At 63.0% G+C, this 22,429-nt stretch carries 24 protein-coding genes and 1 tRNA gene; 9 read left to right on the plus strand and 16 right to left on the minus strand.

Annotated features, from left to right (window positions below):
- Positions 1–737 precede the first annotated feature (737 nt).
- Positions 738–2,594, plus strand: a complete 1,857-nt coding sequence (locus YUA_RS0138880; protein WP_027535473.1) for an alkaline phosphatase family protein — start codon at positions 738–740, stop codon at positions 2,592–2,594.
- Between the two features lie 70 nt (positions 2,595–2,664).
- Here YUA_RS0138880 and YUA_RS0138885 read toward each other — a convergent pair whose 3' ends face one another.
- Positions 2,665–3,237, minus strand: coding sequence for a hypothetical protein (locus YUA_RS0138885; RefSeq protein ID WP_027535474.1), 573 nt, complete (start codon positions 3,235–3,237; stop codon positions 2,665–2,667).
- A gap of 382 nt (positions 3,238–3,619) precedes the next feature.
- Between YUA_RS0138885 and YUA_RS0138890 the strand changes: the two genes are divergently transcribed.
- Entirely contained in the window at positions 3,620–4,279 is a 660-nt protein-coding gene (locus tag YUA_RS0138890; RefSeq protein WP_027535475.1) for a peroxiredoxin, read from the plus strand.
- 118 nt (positions 4,280–4,397) lie between these two features.
- Here the strand turns inward: YUA_RS0138890 and YUA_RS46450 are convergent, their stop codons facing one another.
- Complete coding sequence (locus YUA_RS46450; protein WP_371259943.1) at positions 4,398–5,075, minus strand: methyl-accepting chemotaxis protein; 678 nt, start codon at positions 5,073–5,075, stop codon at positions 4,398–4,400.
- Here YUA_RS46450 and YUA_RS46455 point away from each other — a divergent pair.
- Complete coding sequence (locus YUA_RS46455; protein ID WP_035972894.1) at positions 4,993–5,298, plus strand: hypothetical protein; 306 nt, start codon at positions 4,993–4,995, stop codon at positions 5,296–5,298. The two genes, YUA_RS46450 and YUA_RS46455, sit on opposite strands and share 83 nt — an antisense overlap.
- A gap of 61 nt (positions 5,299–5,359) precedes the next feature.
- Here the strand turns inward: YUA_RS46455 and YUA_RS0138900 are convergent, their stop codons facing one another.
- The 3 genes from YUA_RS0138900 to YUA_RS0138910 all read right to left on the minus strand — a co-directional run bounded on the left by YUA_RS0138900 (position 5,360) and on the right by YUA_RS0138910 (position 7,608).
- Positions 5,360–6,103 carry a hypothetical protein gene (locus YUA_RS0138900; protein WP_027535476.1) on the minus strand — a complete coding sequence of 248 codons (744 nt, stop codon included), beginning with the start codon at positions 6,101–6,103 and terminating at the stop codon, positions 5,360–5,362.
- A gap of 90 nt (positions 6,104–6,193) precedes the next feature.
- Positions 6,194–7,072 (minus strand): DMT family transporter, encoded by an 879-nt coding sequence (locus tag YUA_RS0138905; protein WP_027535477.1) that lies wholly within the window; start codon positions 7,070–7,072, stop codon positions 6,194–6,196.
- Between the two features lie 89 nt (positions 7,073–7,161).
- Complete coding sequence (locus tag YUA_RS0138910; RefSeq protein WP_027535478.1) at positions 7,162–7,608, minus strand: hypothetical protein; 447 nt, start codon at positions 7,606–7,608, stop codon at positions 7,162–7,164.
- A 308-nt stretch (positions 7,609–7,916) separates the two neighbouring features.
- Between YUA_RS0138910 and YUA_RS0138915 the strand changes: the two genes are divergently transcribed.
- Positions 7,917–8,180: a hypothetical protein gene (locus YUA_RS0138915; protein ID WP_027535479.1), complete on the plus strand. Its 264-nt coding sequence runs from the start codon at positions 7,917–7,919 to the stop codon at positions 8,178–8,180.
- Positions 8,181–8,213: 33 nt separating this feature from the next.
- Here YUA_RS0138915 and YUA_RS0138920 read toward each other — a convergent pair whose 3' ends face one another.
- Positions 8,214–8,675 (minus strand): host attachment protein, encoded by a 462-nt coding sequence (locus YUA_RS0138920; protein ID WP_027535480.1) that lies wholly within the window; start codon positions 8,673–8,675, stop codon positions 8,214–8,216.
- A 92-nt stretch (positions 8,676–8,767) separates the two neighbouring features.
- On the opposite strand from YUA_RS0138920, the gene YUA_RS50695 reads away from it, so the two are divergent.
- From YUA_RS50695 to YUA_RS0138930, 3 genes are all read left to right on the plus strand, one after another.
- Positions 8,768–8,935: a hypothetical protein gene (locus YUA_RS50695; protein WP_156947590.1), complete on the plus strand. Its 168-nt coding sequence runs from the start codon at positions 8,768–8,770 to the stop codon at positions 8,933–8,935.
- A gap of 46 nt (positions 8,936–8,981) precedes the next feature.
- The gene (locus YUA_RS49405) at positions 8,982–9,263 is read left to right on the plus strand and encodes a hypothetical protein (protein WP_084293156.1); all 282 of its coding nucleotides are present in this window, start codon (positions 8,982–8,984) and stop codon (positions 9,261–9,263) included.
- A gap of 457 nt (positions 9,264–9,720) precedes the next feature.
- Positions 9,721–10,686: an AraC family transcriptional regulator gene (locus YUA_RS0138930; RefSeq protein ID WP_027535481.1), complete on the plus strand. Its 966-nt coding sequence runs from the start codon at positions 9,721–9,723 to the stop codon at positions 10,684–10,686.
- A gap of 190 nt (positions 10,687–10,876) precedes the next feature.
- Here the strand turns inward: YUA_RS0138930 and YUA_RS0138935 are convergent, their stop codons facing one another.
- From YUA_RS0138935 to YUA_RS0138970, 8 genes are all read right to left on the minus strand, one after another.
- On the minus strand, positions 10,877–12,064 hold the full coding sequence (locus tag YUA_RS0138935; RefSeq protein WP_035972896.1) for an ABC transporter permease: 1,188 nt from the start codon (positions 12,062–12,064) through the stop codon (positions 10,877–10,879).
- Between the two features lie 4 nt (positions 12,065–12,068).
- The gene (locus YUA_RS0138940) at positions 12,069–13,229 is read right to left on the minus strand and encodes an ABC transporter permease (protein ID WP_027535483.1); all 1,161 of its coding nucleotides are present in this window, start codon (positions 13,227–13,229) and stop codon (positions 12,069–12,071) included.
- Positions 13,226–13,927 (minus strand): ABC transporter ATP-binding protein, encoded by a 702-nt coding sequence (locus tag YUA_RS0138945; protein ID WP_035972898.1) that lies wholly within the window; start codon positions 13,925–13,927, stop codon positions 13,226–13,228. The genes YUA_RS0138940 and YUA_RS0138945 overlap by 4 nt, the downstream gene beginning before the upstream one ends.
- Entirely contained in the window at positions 13,911–15,005 is a 1,095-nt protein-coding gene (locus YUA_RS0138950; RefSeq protein ID WP_027535485.1) for an efflux RND transporter periplasmic adaptor subunit, read from the minus strand. Before YUA_RS0138950 ends, YUA_RS0138945 begins: the two co-directional genes overlap by 17 nt.
- Before the next feature lie 199 nt (positions 15,006–15,204).
- Positions 15,205–16,350 (minus strand): helix-turn-helix domain-containing protein, encoded by a 1,146-nt coding sequence (locus tag YUA_RS0138955; protein ID WP_027535486.1) that lies wholly within the window; start codon positions 16,348–16,350, stop codon positions 15,205–15,207.
- 264 nt (positions 16,351–16,614) lie between these two features.
- Positions 16,615–16,691, minus strand: a tRNA-Arg gene (locus YUA_RS0138960).
- 157 nt (positions 16,692–16,848) lie between these two features.
- Entirely contained in the window at positions 16,849–17,301 is a 453-nt protein-coding gene (locus YUA_RS0138965; protein WP_027535487.1) for a hypothetical protein, read from the minus strand.
- A gap of 161 nt (positions 17,302–17,462) precedes the next feature.
- Positions 17,463–18,020: a hypothetical protein gene (locus YUA_RS0138970; RefSeq protein ID WP_027535488.1), complete on the minus strand. Its 558-nt coding sequence runs from the start codon at positions 18,018–18,020 to the stop codon at positions 17,463–17,465.
- A gap of 149 nt (positions 18,021–18,169) precedes the next feature.
- Here YUA_RS0138970 and YUA_RS0138975 point away from each other — a divergent pair, with 149 nt between their 5' ends.
- Positions 18,170–18,556 carry a VOC family protein gene (locus YUA_RS0138975; RefSeq protein ID WP_027535489.1) on the plus strand — a complete coding sequence of 129 codons (387 nt, stop codon included), beginning with the start codon at positions 18,170–18,172 and terminating at the stop codon, positions 18,554–18,556.
- Positions 18,557–18,606: 50 nt separating this feature from the next.
- Here YUA_RS0138975 and YUA_RS0138980 read toward each other — a convergent pair whose 3' ends face one another.
- Positions 18,607–19,101 (minus strand): hypothetical protein, encoded by a 495-nt coding sequence (locus YUA_RS0138980; protein ID WP_027535490.1) that lies wholly within the window; start codon positions 19,099–19,101, stop codon positions 18,607–18,609.
- 262 nt (positions 19,102–19,363) lie between these two features.
- Here YUA_RS0138980 and YUA_RS0138985 point away from each other — a divergent pair, with 262 nt between their 5' ends.
- Positions 19,364–19,717, plus strand: coding sequence for a GrlR family regulatory protein (locus tag YUA_RS0138985; RefSeq protein ID WP_027535491.1), 354 nt, complete (start codon positions 19,364–19,366; stop codon positions 19,715–19,717).
- An 8-nt stretch (positions 19,718–19,725) separates the two neighbouring features.
- Here the strand turns inward: YUA_RS0138985 and YUA_RS0138990 are convergent, their stop codons facing one another.
- A complete protein-coding gene (locus YUA_RS0138990) occupies positions 19,726–22,410 on the minus strand; it encodes a PAS domain S-box protein (RefSeq protein ID WP_027535492.1) in 2,685 nt (894 codons plus the stop codon).
- Between the last annotated feature and the right edge of the window lie 19 nt (positions 22,411–22,429).

Consider the following 22,429-nt stretch of genomic DNA (forward strand, 5'->3'; position numbering starts at 1 on the left):
GGGCTCAAAGCCCATGCAACTGTTCGGGTTGAGGAAGACACCGGATCTGTCCCTCGCTCCCCGACAGGCTCAAGGCCTTCGAGCACGAACGGGCTCAGATCCAGCGACGGGCGGTTGGTCAGAACCGCCCGTTCGCACATTCTGGCAGATTTTCCGGACACAAGAGCACGACATAAGCCGTTCCAACCACTGCGCAGGGAAGGCCGGGATGCCTCCGGCTGCCCTGTTACCCGCTGTGCAGTGTAGCGCAATCTACTCATGGCATAGCGGTCGATGGGAGCAAGCCGGCTCCCGGCCTTCCCTGCGCCCTCTTTCAATGGAGGGTGAGGCGACGAAGCAAAGCTCGGGCGAAAATGCGCCGCGAGGATGCGAACTCATGTCAGCCATTCAACAACGCTCTCGTGCCCCGGACGCAGCGCAGCGCTCCTTCAGCGGTGCGCTGCAGAGCCGGGGCCCATGCGTCAGCATACCGTGTGGCTTTCTGGGTCCCGGCTCTGCGCAGCGACGCACCGGACGATGCTTCGCGTCGCCGGGGCGCGTTGCAGCGCGTCCGGGACACGAGAGCGTCCCCCCTTGTCCTCGACCCCGCAATGACGAATCCGTGGATGCCTGGCCACCTTCCCGTCACTTCTGGAGGCCCATTCGCTCTTGTAACAAAACTGTCATGCAGCAAAACTAAACGATACCCCGGGGGCCGCGGTTCGGCGGCCAAGCCGCCTCATCGCTAGGAGATTTTTATGCGCCGTTCACTGGTGTTGCTGTCAGCCGGGCTGACAGTACTGTCCACCGGATTTGCCTCCGCTGAGAATAACACGCCCCGCAACCTGATCCTGTTCATTCCCGACGGGCTGCGCGCGCTGAAGATCACCCCCGAAACCGCCCCGGCCATGGCCGAGGTCCGCGACAAGGGCGTCAATTTCAAGAACTCGCATTCGCTGTTCCCGACCTTCACCATGGCCAATGGCTCGGCGATGTCGACGGGCCATTATCTCGGCGACACCGGCGTGTTCTCCAACACGATCTGGACCAACTACACCTCGGTCCCCGCCGGCGACACCGTGGTCCCCTTCATCGAGAACGACGCCGTGCTCGGCGACATCGACGAGCATTTCAAGGGCGACTATCTCAACGAAGAGACCGTCTTGAAGATGGCCCGCGACAAGGGTCTGAGCACGGCCGCGATCGGCAAGGTCGGCCCGACCTATCAGTGGGATCACACCGATCATCCGGAGAAGCCGGGCAAGCACTCGATCGTCATCGACGATGCCACCGGCAGCAAGGCTGGCGTGGCGCTGTCGGACGAGATGAAGGATGCGCTGACCAAGGCCGGTCTCGCCCTCACCGCCCCCGGCCGCGGCGACAACGGCAAGGCGGGCGACGCCAAGACGCCCGGCACCACCACGGCCAATATCGTGCAGCAGGCCTATTTCGCCGACGTCGCCACCAAGGTGGTGCTGCCGATGTTCAAGGCGCGCAACAAGCCTTTCGTGCTCGTGTTCTGGTCGCGCGATCCTGACGGCACCCAGCATAACCAGGGCGACAGTCTCAACCAGATCATGCCGGGCATCAACGGCCCGAGCTCGATGGCGAGCATCAAGAACGCGGACAACAATCTCGCGCAAATTCGCAAGGCGCTGGACGAGCTCGGGCTTGCCGCCAACACCAACATCATGATTCAGGCTGACCACGGCTTCTCGACCATCTCCAAGGAGAGCAAAACCAGCCCCTCGGCCAAACTCAGCTATGACGACACGCCGAAGGACTTCTTGCCGATGGGCTTTGTCGCACTCGACCTGGCGAAAGCGCTCGACCTGCCGCTATTCGACCCCAACGACAAGAACGCGCAGATTGACGGCAACAAGCACCCGAAGGCCGGCAACGGCGTGCTCGGCAAGGATCCAACCAAGCCCGATCTGGTCGTCGCCACCAACGGTGGCTCGGACCTGATCTATCTGCCGAACAAGGACAAGAAGCTGGCGGCCCAAACGGTCAAGGCCTTGCTCGAGCAGGACTATATCTCCGGCCTGTTCGTCGACGATTCCCTCGGCCGCTTCCCCGGCACGCTGCCGCTGTCGAGCATCAATCTGCGCGGCAAGGCGGCGACACCGACGCCGGCGATCGTCGTCAATTTCCGCTCCTATGCCAGCGAGTGCGGCGAGGCGCCGACCAATTGCTCGGTGCAGGTGGCCGACACGGTGCTGCGCCAGGGCCAGGGCATGCACGGCAGCTTCAGCCGCGGCGACACCTACAACTTCATGGCTGCGATCGGTCCGGACTTCAAAGCCGGCTTCGTCGACGAGCTGCCGGTCAGCAATGCCGACGTCGGCATGACCGCCGCCCAACTCCTTGGTCTGCGCGGCTCGGAGAACGGCGGCCTCGTCGGCCGCGTGATGTCGGAGGCGCTGCCCAACGGCATCGTGCCGAAGGCGTACAAGGCCGTGGAGAAATCGAAGAAGAAGTCCGAGAACGGTCTCGAGACCGTACTCAACGTCCAGCGCGTCGGCAGCCAGCGCTATTTCGACGCCGCTGGATTCCCGGGCCGCACGCTGGGCCTGGAGCCGGAGGCCGGCAAACAAAAAACGGCGGGGCAATAACCCCGCCGCTTCTGTCGCGCCCCGCAAGGGGCGCGACAATCTCTTCTAATTCTTACATGCCCATTAATTCTTACATGCCGATGTCGAACACGTTCGGCAATTGGCCCGCCAGAGGCAGCGCGGTGGCGCCCAGGAAGGTCGCCACCATCGCCATCAGGCGACGGTTGTTCTGGCGCTTGCCGCGCATCTGGCCGGCGATCCACTCCAGCATCTCGCTGTTCACCTTCGAGGCATAGGACGGCGCCCAGCTCTCGATGTCGGTATCCTGCGCCAGCGCGACGCTGCGCGACGGCACCTTCAGGCCCGAGGCGCTCGCGGCGTAATGGGCGACGGCCTTGGCCAGGAGGTCATCGAACCGGCCGCCATCGGTGCGCTCGGTCGCAGCTTCATTGATCTCGAACAGGACTTCGGCTTCGGCGCGGCTGACCGGCTGGTCGTTCACGGCCGTGGCCGTCAGGATGCGGGCGCACCAGGCGGCGTCGTCGGCATCGATGGAGCGGGAAAAGTGCACCCGGCCCTTGGTGGTCGGGCCTTCGCCCGTGATCACGCCGTCGCGCACGATGGAGAGGGCATGGGCCGCGGTATCGCGGCAGGACGGTTCGAGGGACGGCAACTCAACGGACTTCGGCGCTGCGGCGGACATAGTTCACTTCCAGATTTCTTCTGATCGACCAGCATTTCCATGCTGGCGTAAAGGGGTGGTTAATGATTCGATATGGGGATCGCGACTTTTCTCAATGGTTGCCGATTAGTCGCTACGAGGACCGTTTCGGTTCCGGAGAGCGTCGGGCGAGCGTGATGCGGGTCATAAAAGGCTTTATCGGGGCAATCGAGACCGTGAAGCTGTTTCGCCGCAGGCGCCCCCGTAACAAAAATGTGCTGAGAAATCAGCCCTTCAGAGGAGGAATTCACATTTTTACTTGAAGCGGTTCAGTTGACGTTCACTTGGGCTCGACGATCCCCTATACTGATGCTGACGGCCAAACAGTAATTCCCAAGCAAATTCAATGCGATGAGGTAGAACCATGACACTTCCGATCGGCACCACCGCCCCCGACTTCGAAGCCGAGACCACCGAAGGGAAGATCAAGTTCCACGACTGGATCGGCAACAGCTGGGCCCTGCTGTTCTCGCACCCGAAGGACTTCACGCCGGTTTGCACGACCGAGCTCGGCGCACTCGCGAAGTTGAAGCCGGAATTCGACAAGCGCAGCGTCAAGCTGATGGGCCTCTCGGTCGATCCGGTCGACCGCCATTCGAAGTGGTCGGAGGACATCAAGGAGACCCAGGGTGCCGCTCCCAATTATCCGATGATCGGCGACACCGATTTCAACGTCTCAAAACTCTACGGCATGCTGCCGGCCTCGACCTCGGGCGATCCCCTTACCCGCACCCCGGCCGACAACCAGACCGTCCGCAACGTCTTCATCATCGGGCCGGACAAGAAGATCAAGCTGGTGCTGGTCTATCCGATGACCACGGGCCGGAACTTCCAGGAGATCCTGCGCGTGATCGACTCGCTCCAGCTCACCGCCAAGCATCGCGTCGCCACGCCGGCCGACTGGTCGCAGGGCGACGACGTGATCATCGCGGGCTCGGTCTCCAATGACGAGGCCAAGACGATCTACCCGCAGGGCTGGAAGGAACCGAAGCCCTACATCCGGATCGTGCCGCAGCCCAAATAAAGGGCCGTTATCCGGTCACGCGCCGAACGGCCTCCCTGCCCGCGAGTTTCGCGGGCAGTTAGATCTTGCCGTCCGTTACCTCACGGCGGGCCGATCGTTTTAGCCCGCCAACGGGAGATCAAGCCGCTTGCACGCGATCGAGGAAGCTGTCGACCTCGGCCTTGAGATGCAGGCTCTCGCCTGACAGCGCCTGGGCGGAGGCAAACATCCGGCTCGAGGTCTCGCCGGTCTCGCTGGCGCCCTCGGCCGCATGACGGACATTGACCGCAACATCGGCGGTGCCCGCGGCCGCGGCGCGAACGCTGGCCGCGATGTTGTGGGTGGCGCTGCGCTGCTGCTCGACCGCAGCCGAGATCGAGCCCGCGATGCCGCTGATGCGCTCGATGGTCTCGGTGATCGCCTTGATGGCAGCCACTGACTCCTCGGTCGCAAGCTGCATGCTCGCGATCTGGGTCGAGATCTCGTTGGTCGCCTTGGCGGTCTGGCCGGCGAGCGTCTTGACCTCCTGGGCCACCACTGCGAAGCCACGCCCCGCATCACCTGCGCGCGCGGCCTCGATGGTCGCGTTCAGCGCCAGCAGATTGGTCTGCTCGGCAATCGAGATGATCAGCTTGACGACGTCGCCGATGCCCGCGCAAAGGTTGAGCACCGCTTTGACACAATTATGAAACCCGCTATCGTCATCGCTCCATGCAAACCGTGGGGGACACGATATGGACGACGATAAGCCGATCACCGAGCAGGCGATGGAGACGATCACCAGCGCCGTGGAAGCGACCAAGGATGCCGCAGTCACCGCCGTGAAGAAGGTGAAGAAGGCCGCCAAGAAGGTTGCGAAGAAAGTCGCGCCGAAGAAGGCAAAGAAGGCTTCCAAGAAGAAGGCCAAAAAGGCCGCCAAGAAGTCGTCGAAGAAGGCAGCCAAGAAGTCCGTGAAAAAGGGTGCCAAGAAAACTGCTAAGAAAACCGCTAAGAAAACGGCGAAGAAGACCGCCAAGAGGAAAAAGAAGGCCAAGCGCTGATCGCAGCTCGAGCGCAAGTCTCCGGGTGCGGGCGCGCCCGGAGACTTCGCCTCTACAGGTCTTACCCTCCTCGCTTCGACGCGCGCCGGCCCGGGTGGTGCTTTCCCTTCGGATCGCGAAACTCGCTGCGATGGCCGCGCCGGTCTTCGGCGTTGAAGCGCCGTCGCTTCGCAGGTGAGCCGAACGCCTTGATCACCCTCCTCCCGTTGACCTTTTTGATGACGTAGCCACCCTCGGTCATCGAGAACGGCGTCTTCAGCGTTCCCTTGTGATCGAACTTGGTGCCGCGGGGATGCTTGAACGGCTCGAACCAGGACGGATAGACGAAGTTCGACATCGGCAAGCCGTCGACGTCGAAGGAGTCTTCCTCCACGGCGTCGCAGACCTCATAGGCATATTGAGTGTTCTGATTCTTGTCGGCCCAGAGATTGGCCATGGGGTCGAGCACCATTTCAAACAGCTCGTGCGAGGCCGCCACACTGATCGGCTCCTCGCCCAGTGCCTTGACGAAGATCTTCGAGATCGGCTGGCCGCGATGGGTCAGCTCGTGGCGCCCGAGCATGTTCTTGTGCAAGGCATCGTCGAAATAGACCAGTTGCCAGTCGGTGGCCTTCGGCTTGCGCGTGACATAGAGGTCGACCGGATAGCCCCACACCGGCAGGAAATGCTTGTCGTAACACTTCTGGAGTGCCGCGGTGAGCTGGCTCATCTCGCGGTCGTTAATCGCCTCCCTGGCGTAGTTGATGCAGGCAATCCGAACCGGCTTCGGGGACCTGCCGAGCAGTGCGCGCTTCGCCTTCTTCATGGAAATCACCGTGTGAAAGTGCTGCTGAAATACGGTCAGCCTAGCACGAACGCGGCCCACACGTCAGGGATGCATTCCGGTCGACAGGGTCTACGAGCCGAAGCGCCGGTTGACCACGAACACGGCGGCCGCGCACATCGCCATGCCGGCGATCGCCAGCGCATCGAGCTTCTCGCCGAACAGGAGATAGGCCATCAGCGCCGTCACCGCAGGCACAAGATAGAACAGGCTCGCGACCGACGTCGCCGCGGCATGGCGGATCAGCCAGTACAACAGCCCGATCGACCCGATCGAGAGCGCAACCGCGAGCCAGGCGAGCGCAAGCACGAACTCCCGCGTCCAGTGCACGACACGGTCTTCGAACAGGAAGGCACCGACCGTGAAGAAGATCGTGACGGCCATATACTGCACGAGATTGCCGGCGCGCCAGTCGATGTGATTGCAGTAACGGCGCTGATAGAGCGTGCCGAGCGTGATGCTGATCAGCGAGACCACCGAGGCGAGCCAGCCGAGCCCGGCCTCGCCGGTCATGGGGCGGTTGTGCAGGATCAGCGCCACGCCGCCGAGCCCGAGCAACAGCCCGGCCCATTGCACCGGTGTCACCTTCTCGCCGAGCCAGCGGTTGGCGATGGTCGAGGTCAGGATCGGCTGCAAGCCCGGAATGAGCGCAGAGAGTCCCGCCGGAATCGAATGCGCGATCGCGATCGCGGTGCCGCCGAGATAGAAGCCGTGGACGAGAATGCCGGCGACCGCGCTGTGCGTGATGCCGATGCGGTCAGGCCATTTCGGACGGGCAATCGCCGCGATGATCGTCATCAAGCCGACCACCACCGCCATTCGGATGGCGAGATAGCTCAAAGGGTCGGCGTTGTTGATGACGAATTTGGTGCCGATGAAGCCGGTGCTCCAGAGCAGCACGAACAGCACCGGCGCGGCCCGCGCCGCCAAATGATCTTGATTATGATTCATTGCCGTCCTCATTGCCCGAGCGGGGGCGGTGCGGCAATGCGAATTTCGGATGCTGCGCTGCGAGGGAGGCGGCGGCTCAGATCAGCCGATCACCATTCTTCCGGACAGGGATCGATGATCTTCCAGAGATCGACCCCGTTCTTGATCTTCTTCATGTCGGTGGTAAGCCCGCCATTGCGGCGGATCCAGTCCTTCACCGTGTCAGGGTAGTAGGACATCAGGTCGGACGTCCCCTCCGAACTCGTGACCTTGATGCCGAAAGTGAAGGCCTTGTCGTAATAGGCCTGGTGGAAGCCGAGGCTCGCGCGCGGCGTCACGCAGATCTTGTTCATCGGCACGATGCCGAGCACCAGCGTGCAGGCCGAGTTGCAGATGCCGTCGATGATGACGCGCTCGCCCTTGTCGCGGACGCGCTTGTACTTGACCTTGTACTCCTCGACGTAGCCGCCATGGTCACGGGTGATGTGCAGTTCGGCGCGCGCCGGCATGGCAGCGGCGACGAGGAGCAACAGCAGGCTGAGAAGCGTGATGCGCATGGCAGTTGTGACGACGAAGTCCCTGCAGGAAGGAACCGGCCTCGAAGAGCACCCCAAGGAAAACCCCAGGCGGCCAGCGGGAGGAATCTTAAACCGAATTCTCTTTGGCCACACTTGTGTGGGGAATTCGTTAAGCATCCCGAAAAGGCCAAAAATGGGCAGACTTCAACCCCAGTTCCGGCAATTCTGTCACACCCAGCCGGGAATCTGCGGGACCAGCCCGGATTTCCGGGCCCCTGACGGGTGCCTTGGCGGCCCGAAATGGCTATAGATGGCAGACTTATTCGCGCGGGTTCCGGAGAATCGAGATGAGCAAGTTGAAGCTTATAGCCGCGGTTGCTGCCCTGTCGGCCGTAATCCTAGCCCCTGGCCTTGCGGAGGCACGGGGTCATCACCGGTACCATCGCTACTACGCCAACCCGCTGCCCTACCCGATCAGCTATCTGCACAATTACGGCCCGGGTATCACCCCCGGCACCTTCGCCTTCTATGACGGTCCGTCGACCAATCACTGCTACCAGAGCGCGGCCGCTTATGTCGGCCAGGACGGCCGGCGGCACCCCTGCTACTGAGGGGCGCCGCGGCGTCCTCCTGCGGCGGGCGGCCTAACCGACGGCCCCCGACAGCAGCACCTGCTTCTCGATCTCATGGACCGGCAGCTTGACGAGGTCCTTGCCGACTTCGCCGCGGAGCGCCCTGCGCACCGCATCCGAATAATCGGTACGGATCATGCCCAGCGCGCGCGGTGAGGCCACTATGGTCAGGCCCGAGGTCTCACCGGCACCGAGCGCGGCGTCGAGCCGTTCGGCGAGGCTGCGCAGGAAGGTGCGTTCGGCCTCATCGTGCCAATCGGTCTGCTCGGCCGAGCTGCGAGCGCCCCCGACCGCCGCATGCAGCCGGCCGGGCGCATCGGTCCCTTGCGCGGCCGTGGACGGATTGGCCTGCTCGCGAACCTCCCTGGTGTGAAGGTTCGGAAACATCTCATCGCCGAGATTTTCTAGGATGAGCGCCTTGCGTCCGTCGCACACGACGAGCCAGTCGCCCTTGTCGATCCTCATCTTGTTCATCGCACCGCTCCAAACAATTTGTGAGCCTGCTCTTCGAATTCGGCGAAGGACTGGCCACGACGAGAGACTAGGGACGAAGCCGCACGGACGACTTGCGCAAGATCAAGGATGGTGGCGATGATCGGCGCAGCAGCCCGCGCAAGCGCGGCATTGGCCACGGGCTCGAAGCTGAGCTAGTCCGGCAAAGTGAGGTCAGGCGTGCGGCGGGCGATCTGAAGATTTGTTCATCAGCATTACATTTCGGTTCTGCCACAATTTGATCAGAACAACTTCGATATCCTGTATTGCGTAAGCGGAGAAAGACTCATGAATCCAAAGATTGGCCTCGTCGCCGCGTCCCTGTTCGGTGCCCTCGCGGCATCGCCGGCGGCGTCAGCCATGCCCATTGCGCCTGCACCTGCGACCCCGCAGGTCTCGGACGTCGAGCAGGTCCGTATGGTCTGCGACGCCTGGGGGCGCTGTTTCTGGCGTCCGAACTATTATGGATACTACGGTGCACCAGCACCGTATTACGGCCCCCGATATTATGGGTATGGGCCGCGCTATTATGGCCCCCGCTACTACGGGCCACGCTATCGCCGCTGGTGATTTGAAAGGGCCCTTTGAGGGCCCTTTCGCTTCTGCGAGGTCATGGATTGTCGATGCACGCTCGCGGCTACACTGAAGCGATTCCAAAACTGATCTAGATCAAAGATGAAATTCGTCGTGCCGTCATTCTGTGCAGATGGCCGATTTGATTGTTTTCCGGTGCCCGCAGACGGGCATGAATGTACAAACCCATCTCGAGAAGCGGCAGGGACACGAGGGGCGAAGCTTCGAATCCTTCAGCTGCCCTGCCTGCACGACGCTCCATTTCATTGACCTCACCACCGGTCAGCCGATGAGCCGGGACCGTTGACGGGGACATCGATCTGATCGCCCCTCGTGGGATGAGGTCCGCAATATTACGGCACGGAATCCTGTTTACTGAATCGTCGTGTTTCGCCATTGATGGCGATGTACCGACGTTCATTTTATTATCACATTGCAACATCCGGCCAGACGCATGTTCTTCGACGCTCTCGCCCCTTCCTCCGCGCTCCAGTTGACCCGGTTTACCGATGTCGACGCGTTTCGACCGGCGGAATCGCTGGAGGACGCCCGGAGTATTCCGCTCGACGTCGCCAATTTCGCCGCGGCGCGAGCGGTCGTGAACCTGCCGGCGTGCCGCATCATCGTGGCGAGGTCGTTTGCGCGCATCCTGGAGACCACCTATCGCGCGCCGGGCGGCATGGTGATCCTGCCGATGAGCGATGATCTGCGCGCCAGTTCGAGCGGAGTGGATCTTGACTCGCGCTTCTTCATAGGCTTGCGCGGCAACCATGATTGCCATTTCGTCGAGCCGCAGATCAATCATCATGCGCTGATCATGTTCTCGCCCGCGCTCAGGGATCGCGGCTGGTTCGATCGGGCCGACGCATTGCGGGTTCGCATCGCGAACCCCGCCGCCCATCTCTACGCACGGCAGCTTGTGCTCGACATCCTCAGGACCGCATCGGTCGCGCCGCACATGTTCGAGACCACGGAAGCCGCCAACCATCTCCAGGAAGGACTGTTGCTCGCTTTCGACGACCTGTTTCGAACGGACCCGTTGTCGGAGCGTAGCGCGCCGAATGCAGGGGCGCGATCCGTCAGGCTCGTACAGCAGATCGACGATTACGTCGCAGCCTATCCGACCGCCCCGATCTATACGGCGGATCTCGCTGGTGAGTTTGGCGTCTCGATCCGGACCCTCGGCGGCGCGGTGGCCAAGGTGCGCGGCATGAGCCTGCATCAATACATCCGCCTGAAGCGGCTGTGGGCCACCCGCACGCAGCTCCTCAGGAGCGGTGGCGCGTCGGTCGCCTCGTGCGCGCGCGCCCAGGGCTTTCATCACCTCGGCGAGTTTGCCTCAGCGTACCGCGCGACCTTCCACGAAGCACCCTCGGACACGCTGGCGCGGGCCCGGCAAACCGGTCTCCCGGACAACTGATCACAACTACACTGCGCAGTGCCTGCCCAAGTGATTCAGGGAAAAGAATGTCCATCAGCCGCAATGCATCGTTTCTGATTATCGGCGCTTTGGTCGTTACGGCAGGCGTGCTTGGCTACAATCTACGAGGCCAAAAAGAGAGCGCTTGGCTATTGAGAGTTCCTCGCGCTGGGTCAAGTCGTGAGAGCGATCAGCCGTAGAGTCCGGCGACAATCGGCATGCGGGCGGCGCGGAGCGCGGGAAACAATCCGCCAAACAAGCCGACGACGAGCGCGAGCAACAGGCCCTGGCCAATCAGGCGTGGACTGAGCTGGAAGTTGAACACCACCTGGCTAAAACTTGCGCCCATGGTCGAGGCGGTGAAGCCGTCAAAGACCAGATAGGTGGCTGCGACCCCGATCACGCCGCCGACCGCAGCTAGGATCAGCGACTCGACCAGCGTACCGACGAAGGTCGAAAAACCGCCGAACCCGATCGCGCGCAGGGTCGCGATCTCGGTCGCCCGCGCCGCGACCGAGGAGTACATGGTGTTGAGCGCACCTGCCAACGAGCCGAACGCCATCGCGATCGCCAGGGGCCAGCCGAGCTTCTGGATTAGGTCCGACGTATTCGACGCCTGCTGAGCGAAATAGGCGGCCTCCGACATCACGTCGAGCTTGAGGCGTGGATCGTTGTCGCTGTACGCGCGCAGCGCCTCGATCGCCGCCGGGCTGGTCAGTCGCGCGCGTACGGTCTGGACGGCGCCGGTGCGCTTGAACAGGCTCTGCACCACCGGAAGATCGGCCCAGATCTCCGACTCAAACACGCTGCCGTCGGCGGCGAAGATGCCGACCACTGTGAACCGGTTGTTGTTGAACGTGACCGTTTGACCGAGATCGAAGCCATCGAATTCCTTGCCCAGCGCCCTGCCGACGATGATCTCGTTGCTGCCCGGATTGAAGGGGCGGCCGGCCGTGAGGACGATGCCGCGGCGTAGCGCGGGGCCCTGGGGGCCGAGGCCGCGCAGCGGCAGGCTCGCCTTGGTCCGGGTGCTGCGCTTGATCCCATCAACTGTCAGGTAGAGTTCGCCCGAGATTTGCGGTTTGCCGTCCGCGCCCTTGGCGATCCCCGGACCATCCTCGATCAGCCGAACCTGGTCGCGCAGGACCACGCTGTTGATTTCCGACAGCGAGCCGCTGCGCAACACAACAGCGATATCCTCCGCGCCGGAGTCCGCGATGGTGCGCTGGAATCCATTGGCCATGGCGAGGAATGCCAGCAACACCGTGACGACGAGGCCGACCGCGATGACCGTCGCCAACGACAGCCACAGGCGCTGCGACAGGCTCTTGAGGTTAATGGTGGTGACCGCCAGCATCTGCAGGAGAATTGAGTGCATCGGGTCAGCTCCGGCCTAGCGCGGTGACGATATTGAGGCGCATCGCGTTGAGCGCCGGCACCAGGCCGGTGATGATGCCGAACACGACCATCAGTCCGACCGCCACCGCCGCGATGTCGGGGTATAGCGACAGCGTCGGGACGAAGCTCATCAGGCTGTCCCGCACTCTCGTGATCAGAAGAAGCGCGACGCCGAGGCCGGGCAGGCCACCGAGCAGCGCCAGCAGGATCGACTCGCCGAGCACCATGCGCAGGATGCGGCCATCGGGAAAGCCCAGCGTCTTCAGCACGCCGATCTCGCGCGTGCGCTCGCGCACCGTCATCACCATAGTGTTGCCGACGATCATCAGGATCGTCACGAAGGCCGCCCCGACCACCAGTTCGACGATCAGAGCGATGTTGCCCAACTGAGCGGCGAACGCCTTGTTGAAGGCCTTCTCGCTGTCGGTCGTCGTCTCGTAGGGAGAATTGGCAAACATCCCGTCGATGGCGTTGGTCACGCGCTCGTTCGCGGCCACAGAGGTAGTGCGCAGCGACAGCCAGCTGATCAGGTCCTTGCCGAACGAGCGCGTCTCGTTGAAATAATCGTAGCCCATCAGCATGACGTTGGTGTCGGCCTGCGGGATGCGGGCGGTGAAGCTGCCGACAATGATGAAGTCCCAGGCGTGCGAGCGGTTCTTCTGGGACCAGATGTTGCTCGAGATCGGAATATGATCACCGACCTTCCAGCCCCATTTCTCCATCATGCGCGCCCCAACCAGAACGCCGGTGCGCTCGCGGATAAAGGCCGCGCGTGCCTCCGGTGAAAACACGAAGTCGCTGTCGCGAAGCTTCATCCAGTTCTCTGGATCCACCGCAAAGGCGACGATAAAGTTCCTCGGTTCCTGATAGTAGCCCCCGAACCAGCTGAAGTGGGAGATCTGGGCGACGCCGTCGATGGCGGCGACCCGATTGAAATAGGAAATCGGCAGCGGCTGGGTGAAGCTGATTTTGTTGGTGACCACCAGGCGGTCGGGCGTGGCCCGGTCCTGGCCGGCGTTGAAGGCGCGTTCGAAGCTCGCCAGCACGCCGAAGATCGCAAACGCGATCAGGATCGAGACCATCATCAGGATTGCCCGCAATTTCCGGCGGAACAGATTCTTGCGGATTAGGACCAGCTCATTCACGCCGCGAGCTCCTTCTCGATGAAGTGACCCTTGTCGAGATGCAACGATCGCTTGGCGTATTGCGCCGCCGCCGGATCGTGGGTCACCATCACGATGGTCTTGCCGAGATCGCGGTTGAGCACTTGCAGGATCGACAGGATCTCGTCGGCGGTAGCGCGATCGAGATCTCCCGTCGGCTCATCGCACAACAGCAACGCCGGATCGGAGACGATGGCGCGCGCGATGGCGACGCGCTGCTGCTGCCCGCCCGACATTTCCTTGGGATAGTGCTTGACCCGATCGGCGAGTCCGACCACGCCGAGCGCGATCTCGACCCGTTGGCGCCGTTCCTTGCGGCCGAGTCGCGTCAGCAGCAGTGGCAACTCGACATTCTGCGCCGCGGTCAGCATCGGCATCAAATTGTAGAACTGGAAGATGAAGCCGATATGAGATGCCCGCCAGCGCGAAAGTTCACTCTCGGACAGGCGGTCAAGGCGTTCACCGGCAACCTCGATCCCGCCGGTATCGGACCGGTCGATGCCACCGAGCAGATTGAGCAGGGTGGTCTTGCCGGACCCCGACGGTCCCATCACGGCGACGAAATCCCCGCGTGGAATAGCAAGGTTGAGACCATCGAAGATGGTGATCGTCTCCTTTCCCTTGGTGAACCGCTTACACAGATCGACGATGCTAACCATCGGGCTATTTGGCGATGACATGGGTATTGCTCTCGCTGGGTGAGGAGGAGTCGGATCGTGCCGCCGAAGGCGCGACGTCTTCCAGGAAGGTCACTTTGATCGCCATGTCAGGCAGAATGCGCGTGTCCTTCACATCCATACCGACACGGACCTTGACGGTCGCCTTCTCGCGATTGGCGGTTGGCACGATGGCGATGACAGCGCCCGGGATGCGCCAGTCCGGATAGGCATCGAGCACGGCTTCGACGCGGGTGCCGGCATGCAGGCGGCCGATCGAGGCTTCGTTGACGTCAACCTCGATCTCGATCGAGTCCATGTCGACGATGGTGCAGATGCCGGTACGGGTGAAGCCGCCGCCGGCCGACAGCGGCGAGATCATCTCGCCGGGTTGCGCGCTGCGCTCGACCACGATGCCGGTGAACGGGGCGCGGATCCTGTGCTTGCCGAGCACCTCGCCGTAGCGCTGGGCCTCAAGTCTAGCCGCCGCCAGTTGAGCCTCCGCCTGGCGGAGCTGGGCACGCAGCACGCCGACTCTCGCCTGCGATTTCGTCAGATCGGCCTCTGTGGCATAATTCTTCCCCGACAGCGTCTGGGTTCGATTGAGGATTCGCTCGGCGTCGGCCATATCGGCGGCAATCGCGGCCACGGCCGCATCGGAAGCTTCGGCGCGCGCCTGCGCCAACGCGTAGTCTTTGTCCGCCAGGACGTCGTCGAGCCTGGCGAGAACCTGACCTGCTTCCACCACCATACCCTCGTCGACCAGAAGTTCGGTGACCTTGCCTGTGACCTCGGCCGCGACCGTGGCCTTGCGGCGCGCCACCACGTAGCCGGACGCAATCAGACCGCTCGCACTGGGCGCGGCCGGTTGGGCTGGACGCTCCTGTTCGGCGACCTGGGTGGATGGGGCCTCGGCAGCCGGCGCCTGCGCGGACGGTAACGAACCGCCGAGCCAAAACGCCGCGCCGCTTCCCAGAACAAGCAGGGAGGCCAGTATCCCAACGGCTGGCAGCAGCCATCTTTTTTGCCGCCGTGACGAAGGTCCGGCCGGTGGGGACCGTTCGATGACGAGTGAACGTAACGATCGCGTCCTGTCATCCATCTGACTGCAAGCTCCCCAGCAGTATGGTCGATATTATACGGGACATCCCTGACGAGCGCCATTGGCTGGCGCAACCACTACGTGGTTCTCTTCCGTGCGCACGCGTTTGACTGCTCGGCGCCGCCATCCCTTCAAGAAGGAAACCTACGGGGCGCGGCAGATTCGTTCTCGCCCGATGCAGAATTCGGCTAGCCGATTCTTAGCCGGATTGGCCGATTCTGAGATTTTCGTCGTTTTTCAATGCAATCGCTGCCGACCTGGCGAGCGCGTCGCGACGGAATTCGGTCGGCGTCAGGCCGGTTTCGGCCTTGAAGGCACGATTGAATGGCCCGATCGACTGGAAGCCGGCGTCCATGGCGATCGTCAGCACCGCGACATCCCGTTGACCGGGGTCGGACAACGCCGCCTTAGCCTCATCGAGGCGATAACGATTGAGAAAGGCATTGAAGTTGCGATAGCCGAGGCCCTCGTTGATGGCTTGGCGGAGCCGGTATTCCGGCAAGTCGAGCTTGGCCGCGAGCCCGCCAATGGTGAGACCTTCCTGCCGATAGACCCGTTCGACCGTCATCAAATTGTCGAGCCGACGCAACAGCAGCGACGCTGTGGCATCGCGACCGCCATCGGCCGCTTTGATCGGAGCCGCGCGATCCGCATTTTCGGACGCAGTCGCCGCTGCCATCGCGACCACAGCCGGAATAGCCGGCGGCGGATGGAACAGGCCCCATCCGGCCAGCGCCGCGATAGCCAGCAGGCCGGCGGCGGTGGCCAAGCTGCCGGACATGCCGAAGCTCTTGGCCGAGATCGACGTCAGTTCCGGGACGGACAGCAAGACCACAATGAGCAGCGACAGAATCAGGACCGCAAGCCGCAGCCGGCGCCGGCCGGCGACGAGGTCGGTCTTCCATGTCCTGACCGTCTGCACAGCCGCCGAGAGTGACAGGATAATCGCCAGGATCGACATCGATTGAACGCCCGCCTTGGCGAACATCGGCCATGTCGTCCATGTGTAGATCACCGAGAACCAGATACTCACGACGGCCAGCCACAGGACGCCATGCCAGCGCCGAACCGCGAAATCGTCGTCGAAACTTGCACGCGCCCATAGCCATACAAGTACCGGATTAGCGCCCAGGACCGGCATGATCCACCAGACCGTTGCCTTCGGCACGAATGGCGCTGTCACAATTGCGTAGACCGCGCCCGAGGCGGCCATGGCAGTGCCGAGCCATTTGATCGTATCCAGCGGGCGAGCACGCACCAAAATGACAACCATTGCCATCAGGAACAGGCCCGCAACTGCGCCGCGCAAGCCGAGGTCAAGTGCGGTGGCTTCTGTGCTGTCCACGATTCGAACGATCCCCGGCGGCCAAAGCTAAGACGTTGCACCTGCTGCCGGATTGTTACCATTCAAGTGCCGTACGGCAACTCACGTGCAGACGCTACAACCTATAGGTTAATCGGATGAAGCGGTTGATGGCAAACGGCTGATTCCGATGTCATCCGCCGCATCGCAGGCGGGTGGCGGCCAATCTAAACTATGCTCGCTGCGTCTGTTCAGTCTCGACCGGCATCCGCAAAGTTCGCTGCTTTGTTCGGTACACTGGACAAATGGCGCGCTCGGAAGGATTCGAACCTCCGACCCTCGGAATCGAAATCCGATGCTCTATCCAGCTGAGCTACGAGCGCCCCGATGACCCCGGGTATTGGGCCGCAAACCGAAGCGCCGCGGACATAGGCTTGTAGGCCAGCTGACCTGCGACGTTCGGATTGGTTCGAATTAGCAGAGAGATCGGACAATAAAAAGCCCTCCCCGCCTTTATCTAGGCGGGGCAGAGGCGCGCTGTTACCAGGTCGTGTTGAAAAGACCGAAATGCGGCTGCTGTGCCACCAGCATCATCGGCTGGCCGCGCTGTGGCGCCGGATGTGCCCGGGCCACCTTCCGCTTGGGCTGAACTGCGACCCGAACCTTGGTGTCGCCCTTCGGCGTGAACTGGGCGAAGGTCTCGCGCACCCGCGCCTTCGCCGACATGTCAGCCAATATGTCCGCCTGCGCGGGCGGCTGAGGCGCCGCAACGGCAGCCGTCTTCGTCACCGGCGCGGCAATGGTCGGCTGGCTGGTGTCGAGCACGACACGTTCGGGCAGATGACGATCGGACCGAATCCGGATCAGCGGCTGATCGTAGCTTGCACCCGCAACGACCTGCGCAACCGGCGACGTCGGCCAAACGAAATCAGCCGCGAACAACAGTGCAAGCAGCGCTCCACCGACGAACATGAAATACCGAAAGATGGGCATTGGCCGCGCTCCGCCCCCCGCATCCCCGCGTGGGCTCCTCGCCTTAACAGGCGATCTTTTGATTGGTTCCTACGCCCTGCCCATTGGTTCAAATGGCCACGCCAAGTTTTTTTGACCAGGGCAGTGATGGTAACTTTTCCGCTAGCGGAATGCGCAGCCCTTTACGCACGCCGCGCTGTCACCAGCGAGCATTTCGCCTGATCTGCGTTGACATTGACGAAGCCGACAGGAACCCGCGCAAAGGTCTTGCGGCTTTTCATGCCGACAATGTCGGCCAGCACGCGGCTGCGGTCGGTCAGATGGCTGCCGTCGCGCCGAGTGAAAGCGCAGACGACCTCGACATCCTTTACGGCATACTCATTGTCATTTCGCACGGTGAAGGTCACAAGCGCCTTCGAGCCGAGTCCGCCGCGCCGCCAAGTCTGCGACGAGATCTTAAGCCGGTCGAGCCCGGCTGCCTCCGCAGCAGAGGTATCTGAGGCGGTTGTCGGGGGAGCGGGAGCGATGCTTGCCAGCGCCAATTTCGTAGGTTCGGTTTGCGCGACATTGCCTTCGGAGGCCGGCATCAGTAGCCAGACGGCACCGCCAACCACAAGCGCAGCCAGCAGCCACAGCAAGCCTCGCTTGAGCCAGATCCTTGTGGCAGACGCGGACCGCGGCGGGTCCTCGCCATTCCCAGCGAAGCTTCCCAATCCGTTCCGGCCAAACCCTGCGTTCATGGAGTGTCACTCGCCCCTTCCTCAATCCGTGAGACGAACTAAGGTTCCCGCAACGCCGCGAATCTCGGATAGGAGCCACGGTGGCGATCGTCGGTCGGGATCGCTAACATGCGCTGCAACATCGCGAAGACCCCATCGGAGGAATTGAAATGCCAGTCGTCGTTACCTGGGATCACATCCATCTGCGCAGCCCCGATCCGGAAACGACCGCGACCTGGCTGCGCGACATCCTCGGTGGCGAAATCGTGCGCGCGCCGGGACGGATCGACGTGAACCTGGGCGACGCAAGGATCTTCATCGCGCCGCTGGAGGGCGACAACGCCGTCAGCCCGCCGCCCCCGCACCCGCATCAGGGCCTCGACCATTTCGGACTCACGGTGAGAGACATCGACGCCGTCGCCGCCGAGATCAAGGCCAAGGGCGTGACGTTCACGCGCGAGCCGACCACGATCCGGCCTGGCGTCCGCATCTGCTTCATCCGCGGCCCCGAAGGCATCTCCATCGAGCTGCTCGAGCGCGACAAAAAGTACACCTGATGCGGCGCCGCATCTAACATCGACGAGAAGCCGGACGAGCTCTTGCCCGGCTAAGTCATGCTACCGGGCATAAAGCAGCGGATCGTGACACCCATGTAGCCGTAGATCGGCCACACCATGGTGCGTCCGACCCGGTTGGGCTCCGAGATCACGGCCTCCTCGGGCACGTCGACCCAAACGAGCTCCTGTTCCTTGCCCTCGATGACGTAGCCGAGGCGTGGGATGCGGACGCGATAGTGCCCGTCCTTGCTCTCCCAATCGGAGTCCGAGATCGCCGAACCGTCGGCATCGGAGCAGCACGGCCCCTTGCCGCTGCGCAAGCCGTCGAACCAGGCCTTCATCTCGGCGCTGGTGTTGACGAACTGGCCGCGGTCACGTGCATGCCCGGAGGCACCGAGCGCGATCAGCGCAAGCGCGCAAGCAAGACTTGCCGCGCTTCGCCACCGTGTCGGACGGTTAACCTGCCGTCGCTGTGTTTCACAATTCGTGGGACGCGCACTGTACAGACGCGGCTCATCGCCGCCGGAATCGATCCAGTTGCTCACGTTGGTCTTGCTCCAGCACCCCGCGGCCAGTGCAACAATGGTTATGCATTTCGCGGGCCAACTCTGATTCGCAACGGCTGGCCTCGCTGCATGATGAGACTGTCATAACCGCGTCACACACAAGCTGGGACAATTACGGCTCGCGTGCCGGCACGGAACACCACCGCCGGCAAAACTGCCGCGTTGCGCGAGGGGTTGCGCTTTGGCATAAAAGCTTCGCTGGCTACGCCATTGGGCGATGGCGGCCGGTCGACGGGACGTTATGAAGAACGGCCTCTATTCGATTCACGTGAGCCTGCTCGATGGTCGCGTCGGCAAGGGCAGCGGCGTGATTCTTTTTCGCGACGGCAAGATCCTTGGCGGCGATGCCTACCTCTATTACACCGGCAGCTACGTGGTGAAGGACGACCACACCTTCAAGGGCGAGGTGCTGGTGCAACGGCACACCTCGCCGCGGGGCGATGACAATCCGCTGTTCGGCGGCCCTGCCCCGGTCGGCATCGGTGTCAGCGGGACCTACACCGAGAACCGCGCGGAGATGACGGGCACCGCGCTGGTCGGCAAGGCCAGCCTGATTTTCGGCGCCACCCTGCACAAGCTCGCAGAGGCCGACTAGGCACAGCGTTATTCGGCGGCCTGCTCCAGCGGCGCGGTGCGCGGCAGGATAATCTGGATCCGCGTGCCACCGCCCGGCTCTGAATCGAGGTCGAGCCGCCCGCCGAGCCGGTTGGTGACGATGCTGTAGACGATGTGCAGCCCGAGACCTGTGCCGCCCTGGTCGCGCCGTGTCGTGAAAAACGGGTCGAAGGCCCGGCGGCGCACGTCCAGGCTCATGCCGCAACCATTGTCGGCGACGATGATCTCGACATTGTCTTTGCCGGACTCGCGCACCTGGATGTCGATGATCCCCGGACGTCCGTCCGGGAAGGCGTGCGCCACCGAATTCAGGAACAGATTGGTCAGCACTTGCCCGTACGGGCCGGGATAGCTGTTCATGGTCAGGTTGGGCTGGCACTCGACGTTGAGCGTCAGGTTCTGCTTGCGCAGGCCCGGACGCAGGCTCATCACCACCTGCTCAGTGAGATCAGCGAGGTCGAAGCTGCGCTGGTCCGAATAGTTGCGGTCGGCCGCGACCTGCTTGAACGACTGGATCAGCTCGGCTGCGCGGTTGAGATTGGAGACGAGCTGCGAGGACGCGTCGCGGCTGGTGTTGAGGTAGTCGTTGAGCGTGGAGCGGCGCAGCTCGCCGCGCTCGACCGCGGCGGTGAACATCGCCGTCTTGCGTTCCAGCGCAGAGGCCACCGTGAGGCTGATGCCGACGGGATTGTTGACCTCGTGCGCGACGCCGGCGACCAGGCGGCCGAGGGCCGCAAGCTTCTCCGCCTCGATCAGCGAAGCCTGCGTCTCGCGCAGATTGCGCAGCGCCGTCTCAGCGGAGTCCTTGGCCTTCCGCATCTCCTGCTCGCCGCGCTTGCGTTCACCGATATCGAGCGCCACCGTCACGATCCGCTCGATCTCGCCTTCAGCGTCGAGCAGCGGCAGCTTGTTGACCAGCCATTGCCGCATGTTGCCGGAAGCGTCCTGGTATTCCTCCTCGTAGAAGCCGAGGCCTTTGCGGGATTTGATCACGCGCTTGTCGTGCTCGTCGGTCTTGGCCGCGCCATAGCGCGACATCAGGTCGGCGGTGGTGCGGCCGAGTGCGTCGCCGGGCTCGATGCCGAAAATGCCGGCCATGTAGCGGTTCATCAGCACGTAACGGAGGTCGCGGTCCTTGACGTTGATGACGGCGGGCACGGTGTCGATGACCTGCTGGAGCAGGCGGCGGCCTTCGGCGATGGCGTCTTCCGCTCGCTTCTGGTCGGTGATGTCGCGCAGCGTGCCCTCGTAGCGGACGATTCTGCCCTGCTCGTCCCGTACACCGGTCGCGCTGTCGGAAAGCCAAAGGATGTTGCCGCTGCGCTGGCGCACCTGATACTCGAACTCGCGCACCATGCCGTCGCGATGCATCAGCCGCTGGTACTCCTCGCGTGCCTCGGGATCGACGTAGATGGTGTGGGCGATGTCGTTGATGCTGTCGATCAGGTGCTGCGGGCTGTCATAGCCCATCATCCGCGCCAGCGCCGGATTGGCGTTGAGGAGATCGCCGGACGGCGTCGTCACGTAGATGCCGTCGACCGAACCCTCGAACAGTTTTCGGTAGCTCTCTTCGGCCAGCCGCTGCTCGGTGAGCGCGCGCACCGCCGCCTCGCGCGCCATATCGGCCTCCTCCAGCGCGCGGCGGAATACCTCTGCGGCGCGCGCAATGTCGCCAATCTCGTTGTCGAGATCGGCCGACGGGATCGAGGTCCTTTTCTCACCGGCGGCGAGTGCCCGGATCGACCGCGCGATCTGGGCCAGCGGACGCACCGTCCGACGCACCACGAAACCGGCGGCGAGGATGCCGATCAATACACCCATGCTGCCGAGCACGATGCTCTGCCAGCGCGCCTCGGCGAGCGTCCGGGCGAAGTCGCGCGACAGCACATGGCCGCGGCGGTCGCTGACGTCACGGAGCAATTCGGTGACGCGGCCGATCAATCGGCCCTCGGTTCCCAGCACCTCGCGATCGATATCGGCGATCTGCCGTTCGCGGACGGCGACCGCGACGAGGGCATCGGCGTAATTGTTCACGGCCAACTTCAACCGGCTATCTGCGATCTCCATCGTCCGCATGCCGTGCGCGGCCTGTTCGGCAGCGGACGGGTTGCGTCCAAGCAGCCCGAGCGCGATCCGGCTCTGCGCCTCCGACAGGCGGGCAGCGAGATCGCGATCCCCGCTTTCGGAGACAGCCGCATCGAACTGGTCGCGCAGCGGCGGCAGCCCGGCGAGCAACTGCGCACGCCGATCGATCAGGGTCGAGATCCGCTCCAGCCCGCTACGGTAGGTCGCAAGCCGCTCGGAGACGCCGTCGATCATATCCTGCTGCTCGGGGGCAAGATCGATACGGGTCTTCTTGAGGATGTCGCTCAGGGTCGAGGCGGCTTCACCCACCTGCTTGAACTGGATGCCGGCGCCGGGATCGGTGACGAAGTCACGCGCGGCGAGCCGCAAATCGTTCATGCGGCGGTCGATATCTTCCGCGAGATCGCCGACGCTTTGCAGCCGCTGGAGTTCGGCGAAGGTGGCGTCGATATGCCGGATCGCGATCACGCTGGCGGTCGAGGTGACGATGATCACCGCCAGCACCAGAATGAAGCTGCCGAACGTCATCTGGCCGATCGACAGCGAAAACGATCGCTTCGGCGGATTCAATGGCGTTTCGACAGGCATTGGGGCGGAACCGGACTCC

Source organism: Bradyrhizobium sp. WSM3983, from assembly GCF_000473045.1.
GTDB lineage: Bacteria > Pseudomonadota > Alphaproteobacteria > Rhizobiales > Xanthobacteraceae > Bradyrhizobium.

Bases quoted from the DNA above. Each gene is read 5' to 3' on its own strand.
- YUA_RS46455 (WP_035972894.1), top strand. From the start codon at position 4,993: ATGGACGACGATAAGCCGATCACCGAGCAGGCGATGGAGACGATCACC.
- YUA_RS49405 (WP_084293156.1), top strand. From the start codon at position 8,982: ATGAATCCAAAGATTGGCCTCGTCGCCGCGTCCCTGTTCGGTGCCCTC.
- YUA_RS0138945 (WP_035972898.1), bottom strand. From the start codon at position 13,927: ATGTCATCGCCAAATAGCCCGATGGTTAGCATCGTCGATCTGTGTAAG.
- YUA_RS0138930 (WP_027535481.1), top strand. From the start codon at position 9,721: ATGTTCTTCGACGCTCTCGCCCCTTCCTCCGCGCTCCAGTTGACCCGG.
- YUA_RS0138905 (WP_027535477.1), bottom strand. From the start codon at position 7,072: ATGAATCATAATCAAGATCATTTGGCGGCGCGGGCCGCGCCGGTGCTG.
- YUA_RS0138885 (WP_027535474.1), bottom strand. From the start codon at position 3,237: ATGTCCGCCGCAGCGCCGAAGTCCGTTGAGTTGCCGTCCCTCGAACCG.
- YUA_RS0138910 (WP_027535478.1), bottom strand. From the start codon at position 7,608: ATGCGCATCACGCTTCTCAGCCTGCTGTTGCTCCTCGTCGCCGCTGCC.
- YUA_RS0138990 (WP_027535492.1), bottom strand. From the start codon at position 22,410: ATGCCTGTCGAAACGCCATTGAATCCGCCGAAGCGATCGTTTTCGCTG.
- YUA_RS0138935 (WP_035972896.1), bottom strand. From the start codon at position 12,064: ATGCACTCAATTCTCCTGCAGATGCTGGCGGTCACCACCATTAACCTC.
- YUA_RS0138890 (WP_027535475.1), top strand. From the start codon at position 3,620: ATGACACTTCCGATCGGCACCACCGCCCCCGACTTCGAAGCCGAGACC.
- YUA_RS0138950 (WP_027535485.1), bottom strand. From the start codon at position 15,005: ATGGATGACAGGACGCGATCGTTACGTTCACTCGTCATCGAACGGTCC.
- YUA_RS0138915 (WP_027535479.1), top strand. From the start codon at position 7,917: ATGAGCAAGTTGAAGCTTATAGCCGCGGTTGCTGCCCTGTCGGCCGTA.
- YUA_RS0138975 (WP_027535489.1), top strand. From the start codon at position 18,170: ATGCCAGTCGTCGTTACCTGGGATCACATCCATCTGCGCAGCCCCGAT.
- YUA_RS0138985 (WP_027535491.1), top strand. From the start codon at position 19,364: ATGAAGAACGGCCTCTATTCGATTCACGTGAGCCTGCTCGATGGTCGC.
- YUA_RS0138970 (WP_027535488.1), bottom strand. From the start codon at position 18,020: ATGAACGCAGGGTTTGGCCGGAACGGATTGGGAAGCTTCGCTGGGAAT.
- YUA_RS0138880 (WP_027535473.1), top strand. From the start codon at position 738: ATGCGCCGTTCACTGGTGTTGCTGTCAGCCGGGCTGACAGTACTGTCC.
- YUA_RS0138920 (WP_027535480.1), bottom strand. From the start codon at position 8,675: ATGAACAAGATGAGGATCGACAAGGGCGACTGGCTCGTCGTGTGCGAC.
- YUA_RS0138900 (WP_027535476.1), bottom strand. From the start codon at position 6,103: ATGAAGAAGGCGAAGCGCGCACTGCTCGGCAGGTCCCCGAAGCCGGTT.
- YUA_RS0138965 (WP_027535487.1), bottom strand. From the start codon at position 17,301: ATGCCCATCTTTCGGTATTTCATGTTCGTCGGTGGAGCGCTGCTTGCA.